This window comes from Streptomyces sp. NPDC002868, assembly GCF_055563295.1.
The window spans coordinates 20261-37358 of sequence record NZ_JBVHDR010000015.1 but is presented as its reverse complement, the minus strand read 5'-3'; the positions used below and the strand labels follow the sequence as shown (position 1 = coordinate 37358).

The following is a 17098-nucleotide window of genomic DNA, read 5'->3' as shown; positions in this document are numbered from 1 at the left end:
TAGCGGACATCCGCTCCCTGTAACCGGACGCGTGCCCAGACTGTTCTCACTCCCTCTCTCAGCTACTGAACAGGGCACGCCCATGTCTCGGACTTCCGCGCCCGCGCCCGTCGACCAGCCGGTCGACACGCCGCTCTCGCACGGACTCAAGCAACGCCATCTTTCGATGATCGCTCTCGGCGGCGTCATCGGCGCCGGACTCTTCGTCGGATCCGGCGCGGGCATCGCCGCTGCCGGACCCTCGATCGTCATCGCCTATGCGATTTCGGGCCTGCTCGTCATGCTCGTGATGCGCATGCTCGGCGAGATGTCGGCGGCCAACCCGGCATCCGGCTCCTTCTCCGTGCACGCCGAGCGGGCGATCGGCCCCTGGGCCGGCTTCACCGCGGGCTGGGCGTTCTGGTTCCTGCTCTGTGTGGCCGTCGGCCTCGAAGGCATCGGCGCCGCCAAGATCATGGCTGGCTGGCTGCCCGGCACACCGGAGTGGGCGTGGGTCGCCCTGTTCATGCTGGTGTTCTGCGGCACCAACCTGGCGGCTGTGAAGAACTTCGGCGAGTTCGAGTTCTGGTTCGCCGCCCTCAAGGTCGGCGCGATAGCCCTCTTCCTGGGCATCGGCGTACTGGCGATCCTCGGCATCCTGCCGGGCACCGACGCCCCCGGCACCGCCAACCTCACGGGCGACGGCGGCTTCATGCCCAACGGCTCCGAGGGCCTCGTCGTCGGTCTGCTCGCCTCCGTCTTCGCATACGGCGGCCTGGAGACAGTCACCATCGCGGCGGCCGAGTCCGAGCAGCCGGTCCAGGGTGTCGCCAAGGCCGTGCGTACGGCGATGTGGCGTATCGCGCTCTTCTACATCGGCTCGATGGCGGTCATCGTGACCCTCGTACCGTGGGGCGACCCGAAGGTCGTCGAGAAGGGCCCGTACGTCGCGACCCTCGACCACCTGGGAATCCCCGCCGCCGGCCAGATCATGAACGTGGTCGTGCTGGTCGCCCTGCTCTCGGCGATGAACGCCAACGTCTACGGCGCCTCCCGCATGGCTTGCTCGCTGGTGGCCCGCGGCCAGGGCCCGAAGGCGCTGGGCAAGGTCTCCGGCGGCGTCCCGCGCATCGCCGTGCTGGTGTCCTCCGTCTTCGGCTTCGCCTGCGTGCTGCTCAGCTACTGGCGGCCCAACGACGTCTTCATGTGGTTGCTCAACATGATCGGCGCGGTGATCCTGGTCGTCTGGATCTTCATCGCCGTCTCCCAACTGGTGCTCCGCCGCAAGCTGGAGCGCGAGGCGCCGGAGAAGCTGGTCGTGAAGATGTGGCTGTACCCGGCGCTGACGTGGGTGGCGCTGGCGGGCATGGCGGCGGTGTTCGTGCTGATGGCGCGGGAGGCGGATACGCGTACGCAGCTGTACTACACGGGTGGGCTGGTGCTGGCGTTGGCCGTCGTGGGGTACATCCGCCAGGTCGCGGCGGCGGCGAAGGGGGAGGCGGAGCCCGAGGTGGTCGACGCGGAGGTCGGCAAGGGGTAGTCGGGGCCGTCCGGCAGCCGTTTTGTCCGCAATCTCCCCCAGACTTCGTCCGGGGGAGATTGCGGACACCCCACCGGACGCGCACGCAGGACATGTCCCTGACACCCTGAGTCCCCTCTGCCGCAACCCGTCGTCGGGAGCGTGGTGCACAGCGCCCCCCACGACCGGGAACCGACGAGGGAGACCCGCATGCCCGCACTGCCGAGACGCCGCTCGATCCTTCTCGCGGCCGGCGCGGCGACCGCCGCGACCACCGTGTCCGCCTTGCCCGCCGCGGCGGCCCAGGTCCGTCAACAGCCCGACTTCGCACGGCCGTTGGTGATCGGCCACCGTGGTTCGGCCGGCTGGCGGCCCGAGCACACCGCGGCCTCGTACACCTTCGCCGTCCAGGCCGGCGCCGACTGGATCGAGCCGGACCTCGTCCCCACCAAGGACCATGTGCTGGTCGTCCGGCACGAGAACGAGATCTCGCAGACGACGGACGTCGCGAAGCATCCGGAGTTCGCGGAGCGCCGCACCACGAAGACAGTCGACGGGCGCGCGGTGACCGGCTGGTTCACCGAGGACTTCACGCTCGCCGAGCTGAAGACCCTGCGGGCCGTGGAGCGGCTGCCGCTGGTCCGTAACCGCAACACCGTCTTCGACGGCACCCAGCAGATCATGACCTTCCAGGAGGTCGTCGACCTGGCCCGTAGGCTCTCCCGGCAGCACGGCCGCCGGATCGCCGTCTTTCCGGAGACCAAGCACCCGACGTACTTCCGCTCCATCGGCCTCCCGCTGGAGCCGGAGCTCGTACGCGTCGTGCGTCAAGGCCGCCTCGACGCCCGCGAGTGCGTCGTCCAGTCCTTCGAGCCCTCCAGCCTGCTGCGCATCGCCGACGCGCGGCTGCGCCTCCCGCTCTGGCAGGCGCTGGGCACGTCCGGCGGCCCGTACGGCCACACCACGACGTACGCGCAGATGATGACCCCGGCCGGGCTGCGGGAGATCGCCGAGTACGCGGACTGGATCGGCCCGGACAAGTCTTCGGTGGTTCCGCCGTCCCCGCTGCTGGCGGACGCGCACGCGGCAGGGTTGAAGGTCGGCGCGTACACCTTCCGCGCGGAGAACCAGTTCCTGCCGGCCGCGCTGCGGCGCGGCACCGACCCGAGCGAGTTCGGTGACGCCTTCGCCGAGTACGCCCTGCACTACGGCCTCGGTGTGGACGCGGTCGTCACGGACTTCCCGGACCTCGCGGTGATCGCCAGAAACGAGGCCGGGAGCGACCCGAGGTCCTAGGACCAGTGCCTGATCACGACCCGACCCTCCTGCTGCTAGCGTGCACTTGCATATGATGTGCAATAAGCAGCCGGAGGGACCGGACAGACATGGCCACTTACACACTTCCTGAACTCCCCTATGACTACGCGGCGCTCGAACCGGTCATCAACCCGCAGATCATCGAGCTCCACCACGACAAGCACCACGCCGCCTACGTCAAGGGCGCCAACGACACCCTCGAGCAGCTCGAGGAGGCGCGAGACAAGGCAGCCTGGGGCGCGATCAACGGCCTGGAGAAGAACCTCGCGTTCCATCTCTCCGGCCACATCCTGCACTCGATCTACTGGCACAACATGACGGGCGACGGCGGCGGCGAACCGCTGGAGAAGGACGGCGTCGGCGAGCTCGCGGACGCGATCGCCGAGTCCTTCGGCTCCTTCGCCAAGTTCAAGTCGCAGCTGACGAAGGCCTCCGCCACCACGCAGGGCTCGGGCTGGGGCGTTCTCGCCTACGAGCCGGTCAGCGGCCGTCTGATCGTCGAGCAGATCTACGACCACCAGGGCAACGTCGGACAGGGCTCGGTCCCGATCCTGGTCTTCGACGCCTGGGAGCACGCCTTCTATCTGCAGTACAAGAACCAGAAGGTGGACTTCATCGAGGCGATGTGGAAGGTCGTCAACTGGCAGGACGTGGCGAAGCGTTACGCGTCCGCCAAGCAGCGCGCGCACAACCTTCTGCTCGTGCCGTAGCCCCGTAGCACCGGTAGCACCGGTAGCACCCTGTGAGCGTCCTGCTCGTGATCGTCTTCTCAACCTTCACTTGCAGGCGGAGTAGCGAAAGACCCCCGCGGGGACGTGACTCGCGGGGGTCCTTCCATGCGCGCCCCTCGGCCCGCACCCGGGTCGGGTCGGGTCGGGTCGGGTCGGGTCAGTCGAAAATGGGGCCCTGAGTGCGGGTCCGCTTGATCTCGTAGAAGCCCGGGATGGACGCCACCATCAGCGTCCCGTCCCACAGCTTCGCCGCCTCCTCGCCCTTCGGGGCCGGTGTGACCACCGGGCCGAAGAAGGCGATCTGCTGCCCGTCCGAGCCAGGGACCGCGATGACCGGGGTGCCGACGTCCTGGCCGACCTTGTCGATGCCCTCCTTGTGGGAGGCGCGTAGCTCCGTGTCGTACGCGTCGGAGTCGGCGTACTCGATCAGCTCGGCCGGCAGGCCGACCTCGTCCAGCGCCGCCGCGATCGCCTCGCGGGTCGCGCCCTCGCCGCGGTTGTGGAAGCGGGTGCCGAGCGCGGTGTAGAGCTCGCCGAGGACCTCGTCGCCGTGCTTCTGCTGCGCGGCGATCACGACCCGGACCGGGCCCCACGCCTGCTTCATGCCCTCGCGGTACTGCTCCGGGAGCTCGTCCAGCTTGGGCTCGTTCAGCACGGCGAGGCTCATCACATGCCAGCGGACCTCGACGTCGCGGACCTTCTCCACCTCGAGCATCCAGCGGGAGGTCATCCAGGCCCACGGGCACAGGGGGTCGAACCAGAAGTCGACGGGGGTCTTGCCGGGCTTGCCGTTCTCGGACATGTCTCTCCTCGTGGGGAACGTCGCGTGTGCCTCGAACGGGCAACGCCCACCGGTGACCGGCCGATTCCCGGATATCGCGTGCCAGGTGCACATGGGAGGATCGGTCCTGTTCGAACGAGACACAAAGGAGTGCCCGTGCCCGGTGAGAATCTGTCCCGCGACGAGGCCCGTAGGCGGGCCGAGCTGGTATCCGTCGACGGGTACGAGGTGGCCCTCGATCTGCGTTCCGCGGTCGGGGAGGCCCCACAGGGCGCCGGGCCGCGCACCTTCCGTTCGGTGACGACGATCCGCTTCCGCTGCGCGGCGCCGGGCACCCCGACCTTCGCGGATCTGCTGGCCCCGGCGGTGACGGCCGTGACGCTGAACGGCGAGACGCTGGACCCGGCCGCCGTCTTCGACGGCTCGCGGATCGCGCTGGACGGCCTGGCCGCGGAGAACGTGCTGGTCGTGGACGCACAGTGCGCGTACAGCCGTACGGGTGAGGGGCTGCACCGCTTCGTCGACCCGGAGGACGGCGAGGTCTACCTCTACACGCAGTACGAGCCGGCCGACGCGCGCCGGGTCTTCGTCAACTTTGAACAGCCGGACCTCAAGGCGCCGTTCCGCTTCGAGGTGACCGCGCCCGCGGGCTGGAGTGTCTGGAGCAACGGCGAGGGTGCGATGGGCGAGGACGGGGTGTGGCGGTTCGCGGAGACGAAGCCGATCTCCACGTACATCACGGCGGTCGTGGCCGGTCCGTACCACTACGAGACCGATGTCTACACGCGGACGTTCGACGACGGTTCGACGCTGAAGATCCCGCTGGGGGCGATGTGCCGCAAGGGGCTCGCCAGGCATTTCGACGCGGACGACATCTTCCTGGTGACGAAGCAGGGGCTGGACTTCTTCCACGACCACTTCGACTACCCGTACCCCTTCGGGAAGTACGACCAGGCGTTCGTGCCCGAGTACAACATCGGCGCGATGGAGAACCCGGGGTGTGTGACCTTCCGCGAGGAGTTCATCTTCCGGGGGAAGGTGACGCAGGCGTCGTACGAGCGCCGGGCGAACGTCATCCTGCACGAGATGGCGCACATGTGGTTCGGCGATCTGGTCACCATGGTGTGGTGGGACGACCTGTGGCTGAAGGAGTCCTTCGCCGACTTCATGGGCTCGTTCTCGATGGTGGGGGCGACGCGGTTCACCAACGGCTGGATCACCTTCGCCAACAACCGCAAGTCGTGGGCGTACCGCGCGGACCAGCTGCCCTCGACCCATCCGATCACGGCCGACATCCGTGACCTGGAGGACGCGAAGCTCAACTTCGACGGGATCACGTACGCGAAGGGGGCGAGTGTGCTGAAGCAGCTCGTGGCGTACGTCGGGCAGGACGCGTTCCTGGAGGGCGCGCAGCGCTACTTCAAGCGCCATGCGTACGGGAACACGCGTCTTGGCGATCTGCTGGCGGTGCTGGAGGAGACGTCCGGGCGGGACATGGCGGCGTGGTCGCGGTCCTGGCTGGAGACGGCGGGGGTCAACTCCCTGACTCCGGTGGTCACGTATGACGCAGGTGACCGGATCACGGAGCTCGCGGTCGTCCAGGAGGCCGCCGCCTCCCATCCGGAGCTGCGGCCGCACCGGGTGGCGGTGGGCCTGTACCGGCGCCAGGACACGGATCTGGTGCGGTACGCGCGGGCCGAGGTGGACGTCGCCGGGCCGCGGACGGTCGTGGAGGGGCTGACCGGGGCGGAGAAGCCGGAGCTGATCCTGGTCAACGACGAGGATCTGACGTACTGCAAGATCCGCTTCGACGAGAGCTCGCTGGCGACGCTGCGCGCGCACCTTGGCGACATCACGGACCCGCTGCCGCGGGCGCTGTGCTGGTCGGCGCTGTGGAATCTGACGCGGGACGCGCTGATGCCGGCGCGGGACTTCATCGACCTGGTGCTGCGGTTCGCGGGGCGCGAGTCGGACATCGGGGTGCTGCAGATGCTGCACGCGTGGGCGCGTTCCGCGCTGGAGCACTACGCCGCGCCCGCGTGGCGCGAGGAGGGCGGACGGCTGCTGGCGGAGGGTGCGCTGCGTGAGCTGCGGCTGGCCGAGCCGGGGAGCCAGCACCAGCTGACGTGGGCGCGGTTCTTCGCGGCGACGGCGACGTCGGCGGCGGATCTGCAGCTGCTGCAGGGGCTGTTGGAAGGTACCGCGAAGATCGACGGCCTTGAGGTGGACCAGGAGCTGCGCTGGGCGTACCTGCTGCCGCTGGCCGCGCACGGGGTCGCGGACGAGTCCGTCATCGAGGCGGAACTGGCCCGCGACGACACGGCGTCGGGCAAGCGCCACCAGGTCCGCTGCCTGGCGGCGCGGCCGTCGGCGGCGGTGAAGGCTCAGGCGTGGGCGCAGGTCGTCGAGTCGGACTCACTGTCCAACGCGCTGGTGGAGGCGACGATTTCGGGCTTTGTGCAGCCGGGGCAGCGGGAGTTGCTCGCGCCGTACGTGTCGAAGTACTTCGACGCGATCGAGCGGGTGTGGGCGGAGCGGTCGATCCAGATCGGCATGGACGTGGTGAAGGGCCTGTTCCCGAGCCTCCAGGACGACGAGTCGACGCTGGCCGCGACGGACGAGTGGCTGGCGTCCCACGCGGACGCGCCGCCGGCGCTGCGGCGGCTGGTACTGGAGGCAAGGGACGACCTGGCACGGGCGCTGCGGGCCCAGGCGTGCGATGGGGGTGCGGGCGTGTAGGGGTCACCGGGGCCGGGTGCGGGTGCGGCTGCATTTGCAGCCCCTCCGGCGTTTGAGGAGCGGGGTCCGGGGCGGAGCCCCGAAAACCAGCCCCGTGGGGGTCCCCCCGGACGAAGTCTGGGGGAGTTCGAGGCGCGGGGTCCGGGGCGGAGCCCCAGTTACGGGAAGGGGCGGGGCGGGGAAAGGAACTCCCCGCACCCTGATCGTCGGCGCGGCTGATCGGCAGTCGAACGTCCGTACTTTAGGGCGAGCTTGTCCCGAATTGTCGACGGGCTTGTAACAGCGGTTAGCCACCCGGTCCCCCGCGGGCATCCCCGTCGCATGAACCACAACACCCCGCTCTCCCCCCTCCCCCTCAGCCACCTCTCCGAGGTGCAGCGCCGCGTACTGACCGCAGCCCAGCTGCGTGCGCACGGGATCTCCACCGCCCGCATCACCTCGCAGTGCCTGCCGGGCGGGCCCTGGCAGTCGCTGCTGCCCGGTGTGTACCTTCTGCACCCCGGGCCGCCCACCAGTGAGGAGCGGCTGCACGGCGCCCTCCTCTACGCGGGGCGGCCGGCCCTTCCCGCCCAGGGCGAGCCCCAGGGGGCGCCCGCCGCGCCCCCCTACGGCGAAGCCATGGTCACCGGACTCGCCGCCCTCGCCCTGCACCGGTTCTCCTCCGCCCCGCCGCTCCTCTCCCTCGACCGGATCGACGTACTCGTGCCCCGAACCCGGCGGCTGCGGTCGACCGGGTGTGCCCGGCTCGTACGGACGCACACGCTGCCGAGACCGGAAGAGATCACCGGCGTGCCCGTCGCGCCCGTGCCCCGCGCCCTCGCGGACGCCGTCGCGCAGCTCGCCGACGCCGGTGCCGTACGCCGGCTGCTCACCGAGGCGGTCAGCGGCAGGCACTGCGAAGCCGCCGCCGTACTCAAGGAGTTGAGCCGCGCGCGGCTGCTGTCCCTCCCTCATGTCGCGGACGCCGTCGACTCGCTGCTCGCCGAGGCGCGGACCATCGCCGAGCAACGGCTGTACGACCTGGTGCGTACGCACGGGCTCCCCAACCCCCTGTGGAACGTCGACCTGCGCCTCCCCGGCGGCCCGCACCTCGGAAGCGTCGACGCCTACTGGCCCGAGCAGGCCGTCGCCGTCGAGCTGGACACCCGTGCGCCGCGCAACGACGGGGACGCCCTCTGGTCGGAGTACGTCCGCAAGCGCGAGCAGCTGGAGCGGCTCGGCATCACCGTCGTACACCTCACGCCGAGGAGACTGCGGGAGTCGCCGGAGCAGCAGGCGACCGTGGTCCGCACGGCCCTGATGGCGGCGCCGGACCGCGATCCCGCCGCCTATGTGATGGTGCTCCCGCGCTGAGCGGTCAGCCGCATCGGCCGCGTCAGCCGCGTCAGCCGCAGAACTCCGCCTCCACGATCGCCCAACTGTCCCCCGACCAGTCGCCGTTGAAGTTCAGCGCGAGTGAGTGGCTCGCGTCCCGCGTGGTGAGCGCCTCTGACGAGGAACCGTGGATGCCGCCCCCGTGGCCCCAGACGTCCGTGCCGCAGCCCGTCTTGACCTGCATCAGGCCGAGGCCGTAGCGGATGTCCGGTTCCTGCGGGTGCACCGGGACGGTGCTGGTCATCTCCCGCAGCTGCTTCCGCGGTAGCAACTTCCCCTTCAGCAGCGCCCGGTAGAAGCGTTGCAGATCGGCGGAGTCGGAGATCATCTCGCCGGCCGACCAGGCGGCCGACGGGTTCAGTTCGGTCACATCGTGGACCTTCGCCTTCGGGTCCTCGGACAGTTTCGAGTAGGCCCGGCCGCTGGGGCGTGGCATCCGGGCGTCGGTCCCGGGCACGGAGGTGGCGCGCAGCGAGAGCGGGCGCAGGATCCGGCGCTCGATCTCGGATGCGTACGAACGTCCCGTCACCTTCTCTACGATCATCCCGGCAAGGATGTAGTTGGTGTTGGAGTAGTGCCAGCCCGTGCCGGGCGCGAAGTAGGGTTCGTGCTCCGTCGCGAGCCCTACGAGCTGCCGCGGGCTCCATGTGTCGTAGCGGTGCTGGAAGAAGCCGTCGCCGAAGACCTTCTCCAGGAAGCCCTGGTCGTCGGTGTAGTTGTAGATCCCGCTGGTGTGGTTGAGGAGCTGCCTCAGGGTGATCCGTCGTCCGTCGTGGCCGTGGCCGCGCACCAGGCCGGGGAGCCAGCGGTCCACGGTGTCGTCCAGGCTCAGTCTGCCTTCGGCCTCCAGCTGGAGCACGACCGTGGCGACGAAGGTCTTGGTGATGGACCCGACGCGGTAGCGGTCCTGCGGCAGGCGCTCGCGCCCGGTCCGCAGGTTCGCGACGCCGGCCGTGCCGTTCCAGGTGCCGTCGCGGTCGTGCGCCTGGGCGACGACTCCGGGCACTCCGTCGCGCACGGCGGCCTCGATCGCCTGCTGGGTGCTGCGGTGGCTGCCGTGACGGGGCTCGCCCGTCCGGCTGTCCGCCGCGGCGGGGGTCACGAGGGCGGCAGTGGCCACGGCCGCCATCGCCACCGCTCCCGTCAACGCCGTCCGGACCATACGCACTGACATGCCAGTCTCCTGTCTCCGACTGCTCTACGGCTGAGGTCGGCTGACAGGACTCGGGGGGAGCGTGCGGCGTTGCCCGGGGCAGAAGGGTTGAGCGGCTATCGGCCGTTTCCGGCGATCCGGCCCACCGGGGGCCTGGAGCGCCACAACTCCAGCCCGATGTCGACGAGTTCGACCCGCTCCAGTCCGGTCACCGCGGCCAGCGGGTGCCAGGCGGCCAGGTCCGTGGACCCGTTCGTCTCATGGCGCAGCTCGCCTCCGGTGATCCGGCCCTCGTACACGATGCGCAGCCCCTGGAAGTCGGCGAACGCACCGAGTTTGCGCGGATACCGGCGGCGGATGGAGTCGAGGCCGAGCAGCTCGGTCATCTCGGCCGTGTAGCCGGTCTCCTCCTCGACCTCGCGGACGACCGTGTCGAGAGGGTCCTCCCCGTGGTCCATTCCGCCGCCGGGCAGCGTCCACTTCTTGACGCCGTCGCGGGCCACCCAGCGGGCGAGCAGGATCTCTTCCTCCCGTACGCACACGGCGTAGGCCGCAACCCTCAACTCACCGTTCCGCAACTGCTTGTTCATGCGGTGAGGGTAGACGCACGTTCAAGCGCCCTGTTCGAGGGGCGGGTTGGCGGGCGAGTACTCGGGCGCGGACCAGCGAAGCGGGCTGGCCCCCTCGGTCTCGACGAACTGCTCGACGGTGAACCGGACGGTACGGCCGCTGTCGGAGTAGTCGGTGCGCGCGGTACCGGTGAGCTGAAGCGTGGTGCCGCTGCTCCAGTCGAGGAAGAGCAGTCCGGCGCGCGGGTCGGTCTCGAGGTTGCCCAGCGTCAGGAACATCGCATTGCCCGGATAGTCCTGCCAGCTGAGCGTGGTGGGCGAAGTGACCTGTACGAAGCCGGGGTTGCCGCCGCGATGGCTGGCGTCGACGCCCTCCGGCGTGCCGGTGGCGATGAAGAACGTGTCGGCGGCGCGGACGAACTCCTCCTGGTCGGGGGTGAGTCGCCCGCCGCGCCGCACGCCACCGGTGCTGTCACCGCCACCATCGGGTGCGTACAGTTCCCGCTTCTGCAGATACTTCGGGCAGTTCGCGAAGATCCGCTCGGCCTCGATCGCGAGCCCGCGGGCGGACGGGCGGACCGTGCCGCCCATCCGCATCCGGCGGCGGGTGCGCGGGTCGAGTGCGATCGTGCCGACGGGCAGCGGGCCCGCGGCGAGGGCGCCGGCGAGCGGGTCGCTCTGGTGCACGCCGCCGGCGACCGAGACGGAGTGCGCCCCCGTGGCCCGGACGAAACCCGGCGCGCCGGTGAGCAGCGAGGCCCATGTCCGGCCCGCCGCGTCCGCCGCGCCGAGCACCAGCATGGGCTGGAGCCCGAGGAAGGCAGCGGCGACCGGCTTGATGCCCTGGCCGATGGAGCGGCCGACGTGCGCGGCCTGGTCGCGTACGCCGACGCGGCTCTGCACGGCGAGTGAGCCGCGGTGGTACGGCTCCGGGTCCTGCTTCATGTCCAGGTCCGGGTCCAGGTCCGGGTCCACAGGGGATCAGCCCTCTCAGAAGAAACCGCAGGTGGGCGCCTCGGCGGTCGGCGCAGGAGCGCCCTCGGCGCCGGAGGGGGCGTAGATCTCCAGCCGGGTGCCGTCGGGGTCGTGGAAGAAGATCCCGCCGGAGGCCGCGCCCTCGCCGTGGGCGACCACGCCCTCGTAGGCGAAGTCGACGCCGAGGGTCTTCAGACGCGCCTCGGCGGCGCGGACCTGCTCGATGGATTCGGTCTCGAAGGCGAGATGGTGCAGCCCGGCGAGACCAGGGGCATACGCCCCGTCCGCCTGCTGCCAGAGCGTGAGGACGAGTTGCCCGTCCCGGCCGAGGAAGGCGAAGCGGCGGCCCTCCTCCTTGCCCTGGCCGAGGACGTCGAAGCCGAGGACGTCTCCGTAGAAGGGGAGTGACCGGTCGAGGTCAGTGACATTGAGGCCGATATGGCCGGTACGCAGAGTGCTGGTCGCCGTCATGGCACACCTCTCGGAAGGTCGATATCCACTAACCACTTAATTTGAGCTTAGAGGTTAGAATCAAGGTGTGCAACCGGTCACGTAACCTTCAGGGGTTAGCTACGAGAGGAGCCAAGGGATGCCCGCCCTGTCCGACCCGCGGCCGCTCACCGGCGAGCCGGTCTCCCTCGACCTGCTCAACACCCGCTGGATGCAGGACGGCGTACGCCAGGATCTGCTGACCGGCATCGATGGTCTGCACATCTGGCTGACGGCCAACGGCCTCGCCGACCGGTTCACCGCCGACGCGGCCACCCTGGAGCGGACACTGACCGCCCGCGAGGCGCTCGCCGTCCTCGTCGACAGCCCCGGCGACGCCACCGCGGCCGCCCGCGTCGACGCCGTGCTCGACCATGGGCGCATCCGCGCCACTCTCACCACCGAAGGCCCCGGCGAAGAGGCGGAGTTCGCGGACCCGTCCTGGGGCCCGGGCTGGATCGCCGCCCGCGGCCATCTCGATCTACTGCGCACCACGCCAGACCGCATCCGCGCCTGCGCGCACGAGGCGTGCATCCTGCACTTCTTCGACACGTCGCGGAACGGCACCCGCCGCTGGTGCTCCATGGCGCTGTGCGGCAACCGCGCGAAGGCGTCCCGGCACTACGCCCGCAGCCGCGAAGCCTGAATTTCCCCTTTGCCCCTCATGGCACATCGCCCGCGATGGCGGATGTCCGCCATGACCACATCCCGCCTCCGGCAACTCTCCACAAACCCCTGTCACTTACGAAAGGCTGAGCGGTCATCCGGCACCGAATTCCGGACCCTCTCTTTCACAAAACAGGGATGCTGATGACCCCCGAATCCCAGAGCCCCATATCAGGGCGCTCCGTACCAGGTCACAGACGCGTGGCCCGTATTGCGGCCGCCGCATCGATGGTGGCCGCGCTGGTCGCCGCGGGCGCCGTACCGGCCTTCTCCGACGCGCCCGCCGACGACCCCGGCACCACCGCCGGCGTCAAGGCCGCCAAGTCCTCGTCCGACAAGCTCGGTTCGGCCGACGCCGAACTGCTCGCCGAGGCCGAGGCCAAGGGCGCGAAGAGCGTCACCGTCATGGTCGCCACCGCCCCCGGTGCGACCGAGCAGGTCGCGGGCCAGCTCGACGCCGTCGAGGGAGCCGTGGTCGGCAAGACGTACGACCAGCTCGGCTATGTACGGGCCACCCTCCCCACCGGCCGGGCGGAGGCCGCGCTCAAGGCGGCCGCCAAGCTCTCCAGCGTCCACGGCATCGATCTCAAGCACGAGATCAAGCTGGACGACCCCACCCCGGCGGGCGACACCGCCAAGGGCGCGGGCACGGCCGGCGCCCAGGCCGCGCAGTACCCGGCGCCCGGGAAGAACACCCCGGCGAAGAACCCGTACAACCCGTCCTTCGAGACCGGCGCGGTGGACTTCGTCAAGGAGCACCCCAAGGCCGACGGCCGCGGTGTGACCATCGGCATCCTCGACTCGGGCGTCGACGTCGGCCACCCGGCACTGCAGAAGACCACCACCGGCGAGCGCAAGATCGTCGACTGGGTCACCGCGACCGACCCGGTGGCGGACGGCGACGGCACCTGGCGCCGGATGTCGCTCGATGTGAGCGGCCCGACGTTCACCGCCGGCGGCCGTACGTACTCCGCCCCGGCGGGCGCGTACAAGTTCAACCTCTTCGCCGAGGCCGCCACCAAGGGCGGCGACATGGCCGGTGACCTCAACCGGGACGGCGACACCACCGACGTCTGGGGCGTGCTGTACGACGCGGGCACCAGGACCGCCCGCGTCGACCTCAACAACGACGCGGACTTCTCCAACGACACCGTGATGAAGCCGTACAAGAACGGCTTCCAGATCGGCTACTTCGGCACCGACAACCCGGCCACCGAGGTCGTCGAACGCATCCCGTTCGTCATCGAGGTCCGCAAGGACGTCGTCTACAACGCCGCGGGCGCCAAGGCCGACTACGTCAACATCGGCGTCATCGAGGGCTCGCACGGCACGCACGTCGCCGGCATCACCGCCGCCAACAGCCTCTTCGGCGGCAGGATGAACGGTGCGGCGCCCGGCGCCAAGCTGGTCTCCTCGCGCGCCTGCACCTGGAGCGGCGGCTGCACCAACATCGCGCTCACCGAAGGCATGGCCGACCTGGTCATCAACCGCGGCGTGGACATCGTCAACATGTCCATCGGCGGTCTGCCCCCGCTGAACGACGGCAACAACGCCCGCGCCGAGCTCTACACCCGGCTCATCGACACCTACGGCGTCCAGCTGGTCATCTCGGCCGGCAACGAGGGCCCCGGCACCAACACCCTCGGTGACCCGGCCGTAGCCGACAAGGTCATCTCGGTCGGCGCCTCCATCTCCAAGGAGACCTGGGCCGCCAACTACGGCTCCGAGGTGCGGAAGAAGTACAACCTTCTGCCGTTCTCCTCCCGCGGCCCGCGCGAGGACGGCGGCTTCACGCCGACCATCACCGCGCCCGGCGCGTCGATCAACACCACCCAGACCTGGGCCCCCGGCGGCCCGGTCAAGGAGGCGGGCTACCAGCTCCCGGCCGGCTACTCCATGCTGCAGGGCACGTCGATGTCCTCGCCGCAGGCCGCGGGCGCGAGCGCGCTGCTCCTGTCGGCCGCCAAGCAGCGGAACATCGAGCTGACCCCGGCGAAGCTGCGCACGGCGCTGACCAGCACCGCGCACCGTATCGCCGGAGTGCAGGCACATGAGCAGGGCTCCGGCCTGATCAACATCGTGGACGCCTGGGATGCCATCGAGGACGGCGCCACCGCCCACGAGTACAGCGTCAAGGCACCGGTCGACACCGCGATCGACTTCGCGCTGAAGACCCCGGGCTTCGGCACCGGTCTGTACGACCGCGAGGGCGGTCTCAAGGCCGGCCAGAAGAAGACGTACGACGTCACCATCACGCGTACGACCGGCCCGGACCGTCCCGTACGGCACGAGCTGGACTGGAAGTACAACGACGGCACCTTCGACCTGCCGGGCTCCGGCGCGGTCTCGCTGCCGCTGAACAAGCCGGTCACCGTCAAGGTCGAGGCGAAGCCCGGCTCGGCCGGGGTGCACAGCGCGATCCTGGAGGCGGACGACGAGCGCACCGAGGGTGTGGACAAGCAGATCCTCGCCACCGTGGTCGTCTCCAAGGAGCTGGCGAAGCCCTCGTACACCTTCTCGGCGTCCGGCTCGGTGGACCGCAACAGCCACAAGTCGTACTTCGTCACGGTGCCGGAGGGCGCGAAGAACCTCGAGGTCGCGCTCGGCGGGCTCGCCAAGGACAGCCAGACGCGGTTCATCGGCATCCACCCCTACGGCGTCCCGGTCGACGACAGCTCGACGATCTTCTGCTACCCGAACTACAACAATCCGGCGAACACCTGCCGCCCGGACTTGCGCTCGTATGCCGAGCCGACGCCCGGTGTCTGGGAGATCGAGGTCGAGTCGCGGCGTACGTCTCCGCTGCTCGAGAACCCGTACAAGCTGGACGTCAGCCTGCTGGGCGCCTCCTTCGACCCGGCCGTCAAGACGCTCCCCGAGGCGAAGGTCGGCACGCCGGCCCCCGTCGAGTGGAAGGTCACCAACGGCTTCGCCGCGATCGACGGCAAGCTCGCCGGCGGTTCGCTGGGCTCGGCGAAGGTCACCCGCCCGTCGATCAAGCACGGTGAGTCGCAGGAGTCGACGGTCACCATCGGTGAGGGCGTCGAGCGTCTCGACGTCGCCATCGGCGGGGTCTCCGACAACGGCGCGGACCTGGACCTGTCGGTCTACCTGAACAACGTGCTGGTCGGCCAGGCGGCGGACGGCGACTCCGAGGAGGCGGTGAGTCTGCTCAAGCCGGCCGCCGGCACCTACACCATCGTGGTCGACGGTTACTCCGTCCCGGCCGGGACCACCGAGTACAACTACCGCGATGTGTTCTTCGCGGCGTCGCTCGGCTCGGTCAAGGTCGACTCGACGAAGCCCGTCAAGCTCGCCAACGGGGCGTCGGCGCAGGTCAGCGCCGAGGTTCTGGTCGGTGGCGCGGCTCCCGAGGGACGGCAGTTCTTCGGCGAGGTGCAGCTGCTGAACGGTCGCGGCACGGTCGCGGGCGCCGGCAGCGTAGTGATCGAGAAGGTCACGCCGTAGCACTCCCGTAGCGGATTGATCTGTACGACGGCGGGGCGGGCGCTCTTCGGAGCACCCGCCCCGCCGGCATGTCCTGCGTCACACGTCCCGGCCATCGGACAATGGATTGGACAAGTCGGCCGGGGACATACGCATCATGGAGCAGCACCCAGGCCAGCAGATCAGCACAAATCAGTACGAAGGAGTCGTCCGTGAGGGTCGGAATCGTCGGAGCCACCGGTCAGGTCGGCGGAGTCATGCGCAAGATCCTCACCGAGCGGAAGTTCCCGGTCGACGAGCTGCGACTGTTCGCCTCGGCCCGGTCCGCGGGCTCCACCCTGCACTGGGACGGCCAGGAGATCACCATCGAGGACGCCTCCACCGCCGACTACTCCGGCCTGGACATCGTGCTCTTCTCGGCCGGCGGCGCGACCTCCAAGGCGCTCGCCGAGAAGGTCGCCGGACAGGGCGCCGTCGTGATCGACAACTCCTCGGCCTGGCGCCGCGACCCCGAGGTGCCGCTGGTCGTCTCCGAGGTCAACCCGCACGCGATCAAGGACCGCCCCAAGGGCATCATCGCCAACCCGAACTGCACCACGATGGCCGCGATGCCGGTTCTGCGGCCCCTGCACGCCGAGGCGGTTCTCACCGCGCTGGTGGCCACCACCTACCAGGCCGTGTCCGGCTCCGGGCTGGCCGGTGTGGCCGAGCTGGACGGGCAGGTCAAGGAGGTCGCCGGCCGCGCGAGCGAGCTGACGCACGACGGCGAGGCCGTCGAGTTCCCCGAGCCCGGCGTCTACAGGCGCCCCATCGCCTTCAATGTCGTGCCGCTGGCGGGCAATCTCGTCGACGACGGCTCCTTCGAGACCGACGAGGAGCAGAAGCTCCGCAACGAGTCCCGCAAGATCCTGGAGATTCCGGAGCTCAAGGTCTCCGGCACCTGTGTCCGCGTCCCGGTCTTCTCCGGCCACTCGCTGCAGGTCAACGCCCGCTTCGAGCGGCCCATCAGCGTCGAGCGCGCCTATGAGCTGCTGAAGGACGCCCCGGGCGTCGAGCTCTCCGAGATCCCGACGCCGCTGCAGGCGGCCGGCAAGGACGCCTCGTACGTCGGCCGTATCCGCGTGGACGAGACCGTCGAGAACGGCCTCGCGCTCTTCCTGTCCAACGACAACCTCCGCAAGGGCGCGGCGCTGAACGCCGTGCAGATCGCGGAGCTCGTCGCCGAGGAGCTCAAGGGCTGACGCCTGCGGACACCGGCGAGGGCGGGGCACCCATCGGGTGCCCCGCCCTCGTGCTGCTTCCGCCCCTTCGATCAGGGCAGGCAAATAGGGCAGGCGACGGACCCGCGCCCCATGGAAG

General features: G+C 69.8%; 13 protein-coding genes. 8 read left to right on the top strand and 5 right to left on the bottom strand.

The genetic code is table 11. The annotated features are described in order from the left end of the window. Positions 1–82 precede the first annotated feature (82 nt). The 3 genes from ACZ3H8_RS33400 to ACZ3H8_RS33390 all read left to right on the top strand — a co-directional run bounded on the left by ACZ3H8_RS33400 (position 83) and on the right by ACZ3H8_RS33390 (position 3525). Entirely contained in the window at positions 83–1519 is a 1437-nt protein-coding gene (locus ACZ3H8_RS33400; protein ID WP_467408122.1) for an amino acid permease, read from the top strand. Between the two features lie 189 nt (positions 1520–1708). After that, positions 1709–2794 carry a glycerophosphodiester phosphodiesterase family protein gene (locus ACZ3H8_RS33395; protein WP_467408121.1) on the top strand — a complete coding sequence of 362 codons (1086 nt, stop codon included), beginning with the start codon at positions 1709–1711 and terminating at the stop codon, positions 2792–2794. An 89-nt stretch (positions 2795–2883) separates the two neighbouring features. After that, complete coding sequence (locus tag ACZ3H8_RS33390; protein ID WP_467408119.1) at positions 2884–3525, top strand: superoxide dismutase; 642 nt, start codon at positions 2884–2886, stop codon at positions 3523–3525. A 178-nt stretch (positions 3526–3703) separates the two neighbouring features. On the opposite strand, the gene ACZ3H8_RS33385 is transcribed toward ACZ3H8_RS33390, so the two are convergent. Beyond that, on the bottom strand, positions 3704–4348 hold the full coding sequence (locus tag ACZ3H8_RS33385; protein WP_467408118.1) for a mycothiol-dependent nitroreductase Rv2466c family protein: 645 nt from the start codon (positions 4346–4348) through the stop codon (positions 3704–3706). Positions 4349–4483: 135 nt separating this feature from the next. Here ACZ3H8_RS33385 and pepN point away from each other — a divergent pair, with 135 nt between their 5' ends. Together pepN and ACZ3H8_RS33375 are read left to right on the top strand one after the other, a co-directional pair. Continuing rightward, a complete protein-coding gene (gene pepN, locus ACZ3H8_RS33380; protein WP_467408116.1) occupies positions 4484–7066 on the top strand; it encodes an aminopeptidase N in 2583 nt (860 codons plus the stop codon). A gap of 321 nt (positions 7067–7387) precedes the next feature. Next, positions 7388–8419, top strand: coding sequence for a hypothetical protein (locus ACZ3H8_RS33375; protein ID WP_467408115.1), 1032 nt, complete (start codon positions 7388–7390; stop codon positions 8417–8419). Positions 8420–8450: 31 nt separating this feature from the next. Here the strand turns inward: ACZ3H8_RS33375 and ACZ3H8_RS33370 are convergent, their stop codons facing one another. From ACZ3H8_RS33370 to ACZ3H8_RS33355, 4 genes are all read right to left on the bottom strand, one after another. Continuing rightward, positions 8451–9614 carry a serine hydrolase domain-containing protein gene (locus ACZ3H8_RS33370; RefSeq protein WP_467408114.1) on the bottom strand — a complete coding sequence of 388 codons (1164 nt, stop codon included), beginning with the start codon at positions 9612–9614 and terminating at the stop codon, positions 8451–8453. 95 nt (positions 9615–9709) lie between these two features. Further along, on the bottom strand, positions 9710–10183 hold the full coding sequence (locus tag ACZ3H8_RS33365; RefSeq protein ID WP_467408112.1) for an NUDIX hydrolase: 474 nt from the start codon (positions 10181–10183) through the stop codon (positions 9710–9712). Positions 10184–10204: 21 nt separating this feature from the next. Continuing rightward, positions 10205–11107 carry a pyridoxamine 5'-phosphate oxidase family protein gene (locus ACZ3H8_RS33360; protein WP_467408254.1) on the bottom strand — a complete coding sequence of 301 codons (903 nt, stop codon included), beginning with the start codon at positions 11105–11107 and terminating at the stop codon, positions 10205–10207. Positions 11108–11152: 45 nt separating this feature from the next. Further along, positions 11153–11608, bottom strand: coding sequence for a VOC family protein (locus tag ACZ3H8_RS33355; RefSeq protein WP_467408111.1), 456 nt, complete (start codon positions 11606–11608; stop codon positions 11153–11155). Between the two features lie 118 nt (positions 11609–11726). On the opposite strand from ACZ3H8_RS33355, the gene ACZ3H8_RS33350 reads away from it, so the two are divergent. The 3 genes from ACZ3H8_RS33350 to ACZ3H8_RS33340 all read left to right on the top strand — a co-directional run bounded on the left by ACZ3H8_RS33350 (position 11727) and on the right by ACZ3H8_RS33340 (position 16980). Then, entirely contained in the window at positions 11727–12272 is a 546-nt protein-coding gene (locus tag ACZ3H8_RS33350; RefSeq protein WP_467408109.1) for a CGNR zinc finger domain-containing protein, read from the top strand. Between the two features lie 158 nt (positions 12273–12430). Next, on the top strand, positions 12431–15760 hold the full coding sequence (locus ACZ3H8_RS33345) for a S8 family serine peptidase (RefSeq protein WP_467408108.1): 3330 nt from the start codon (positions 12431–12433) through the stop codon (positions 15758–15760). A 191-nt stretch (positions 15761–15951) separates the two neighbouring features. Further along, positions 15952–16980, top strand: coding sequence for an aspartate-semialdehyde dehydrogenase (locus tag ACZ3H8_RS33340; RefSeq protein WP_467408107.1), 1029 nt, complete (start codon positions 15952–15954; stop codon positions 16978–16980). Positions 16981–17098 lie beyond the last annotated feature (118 nt).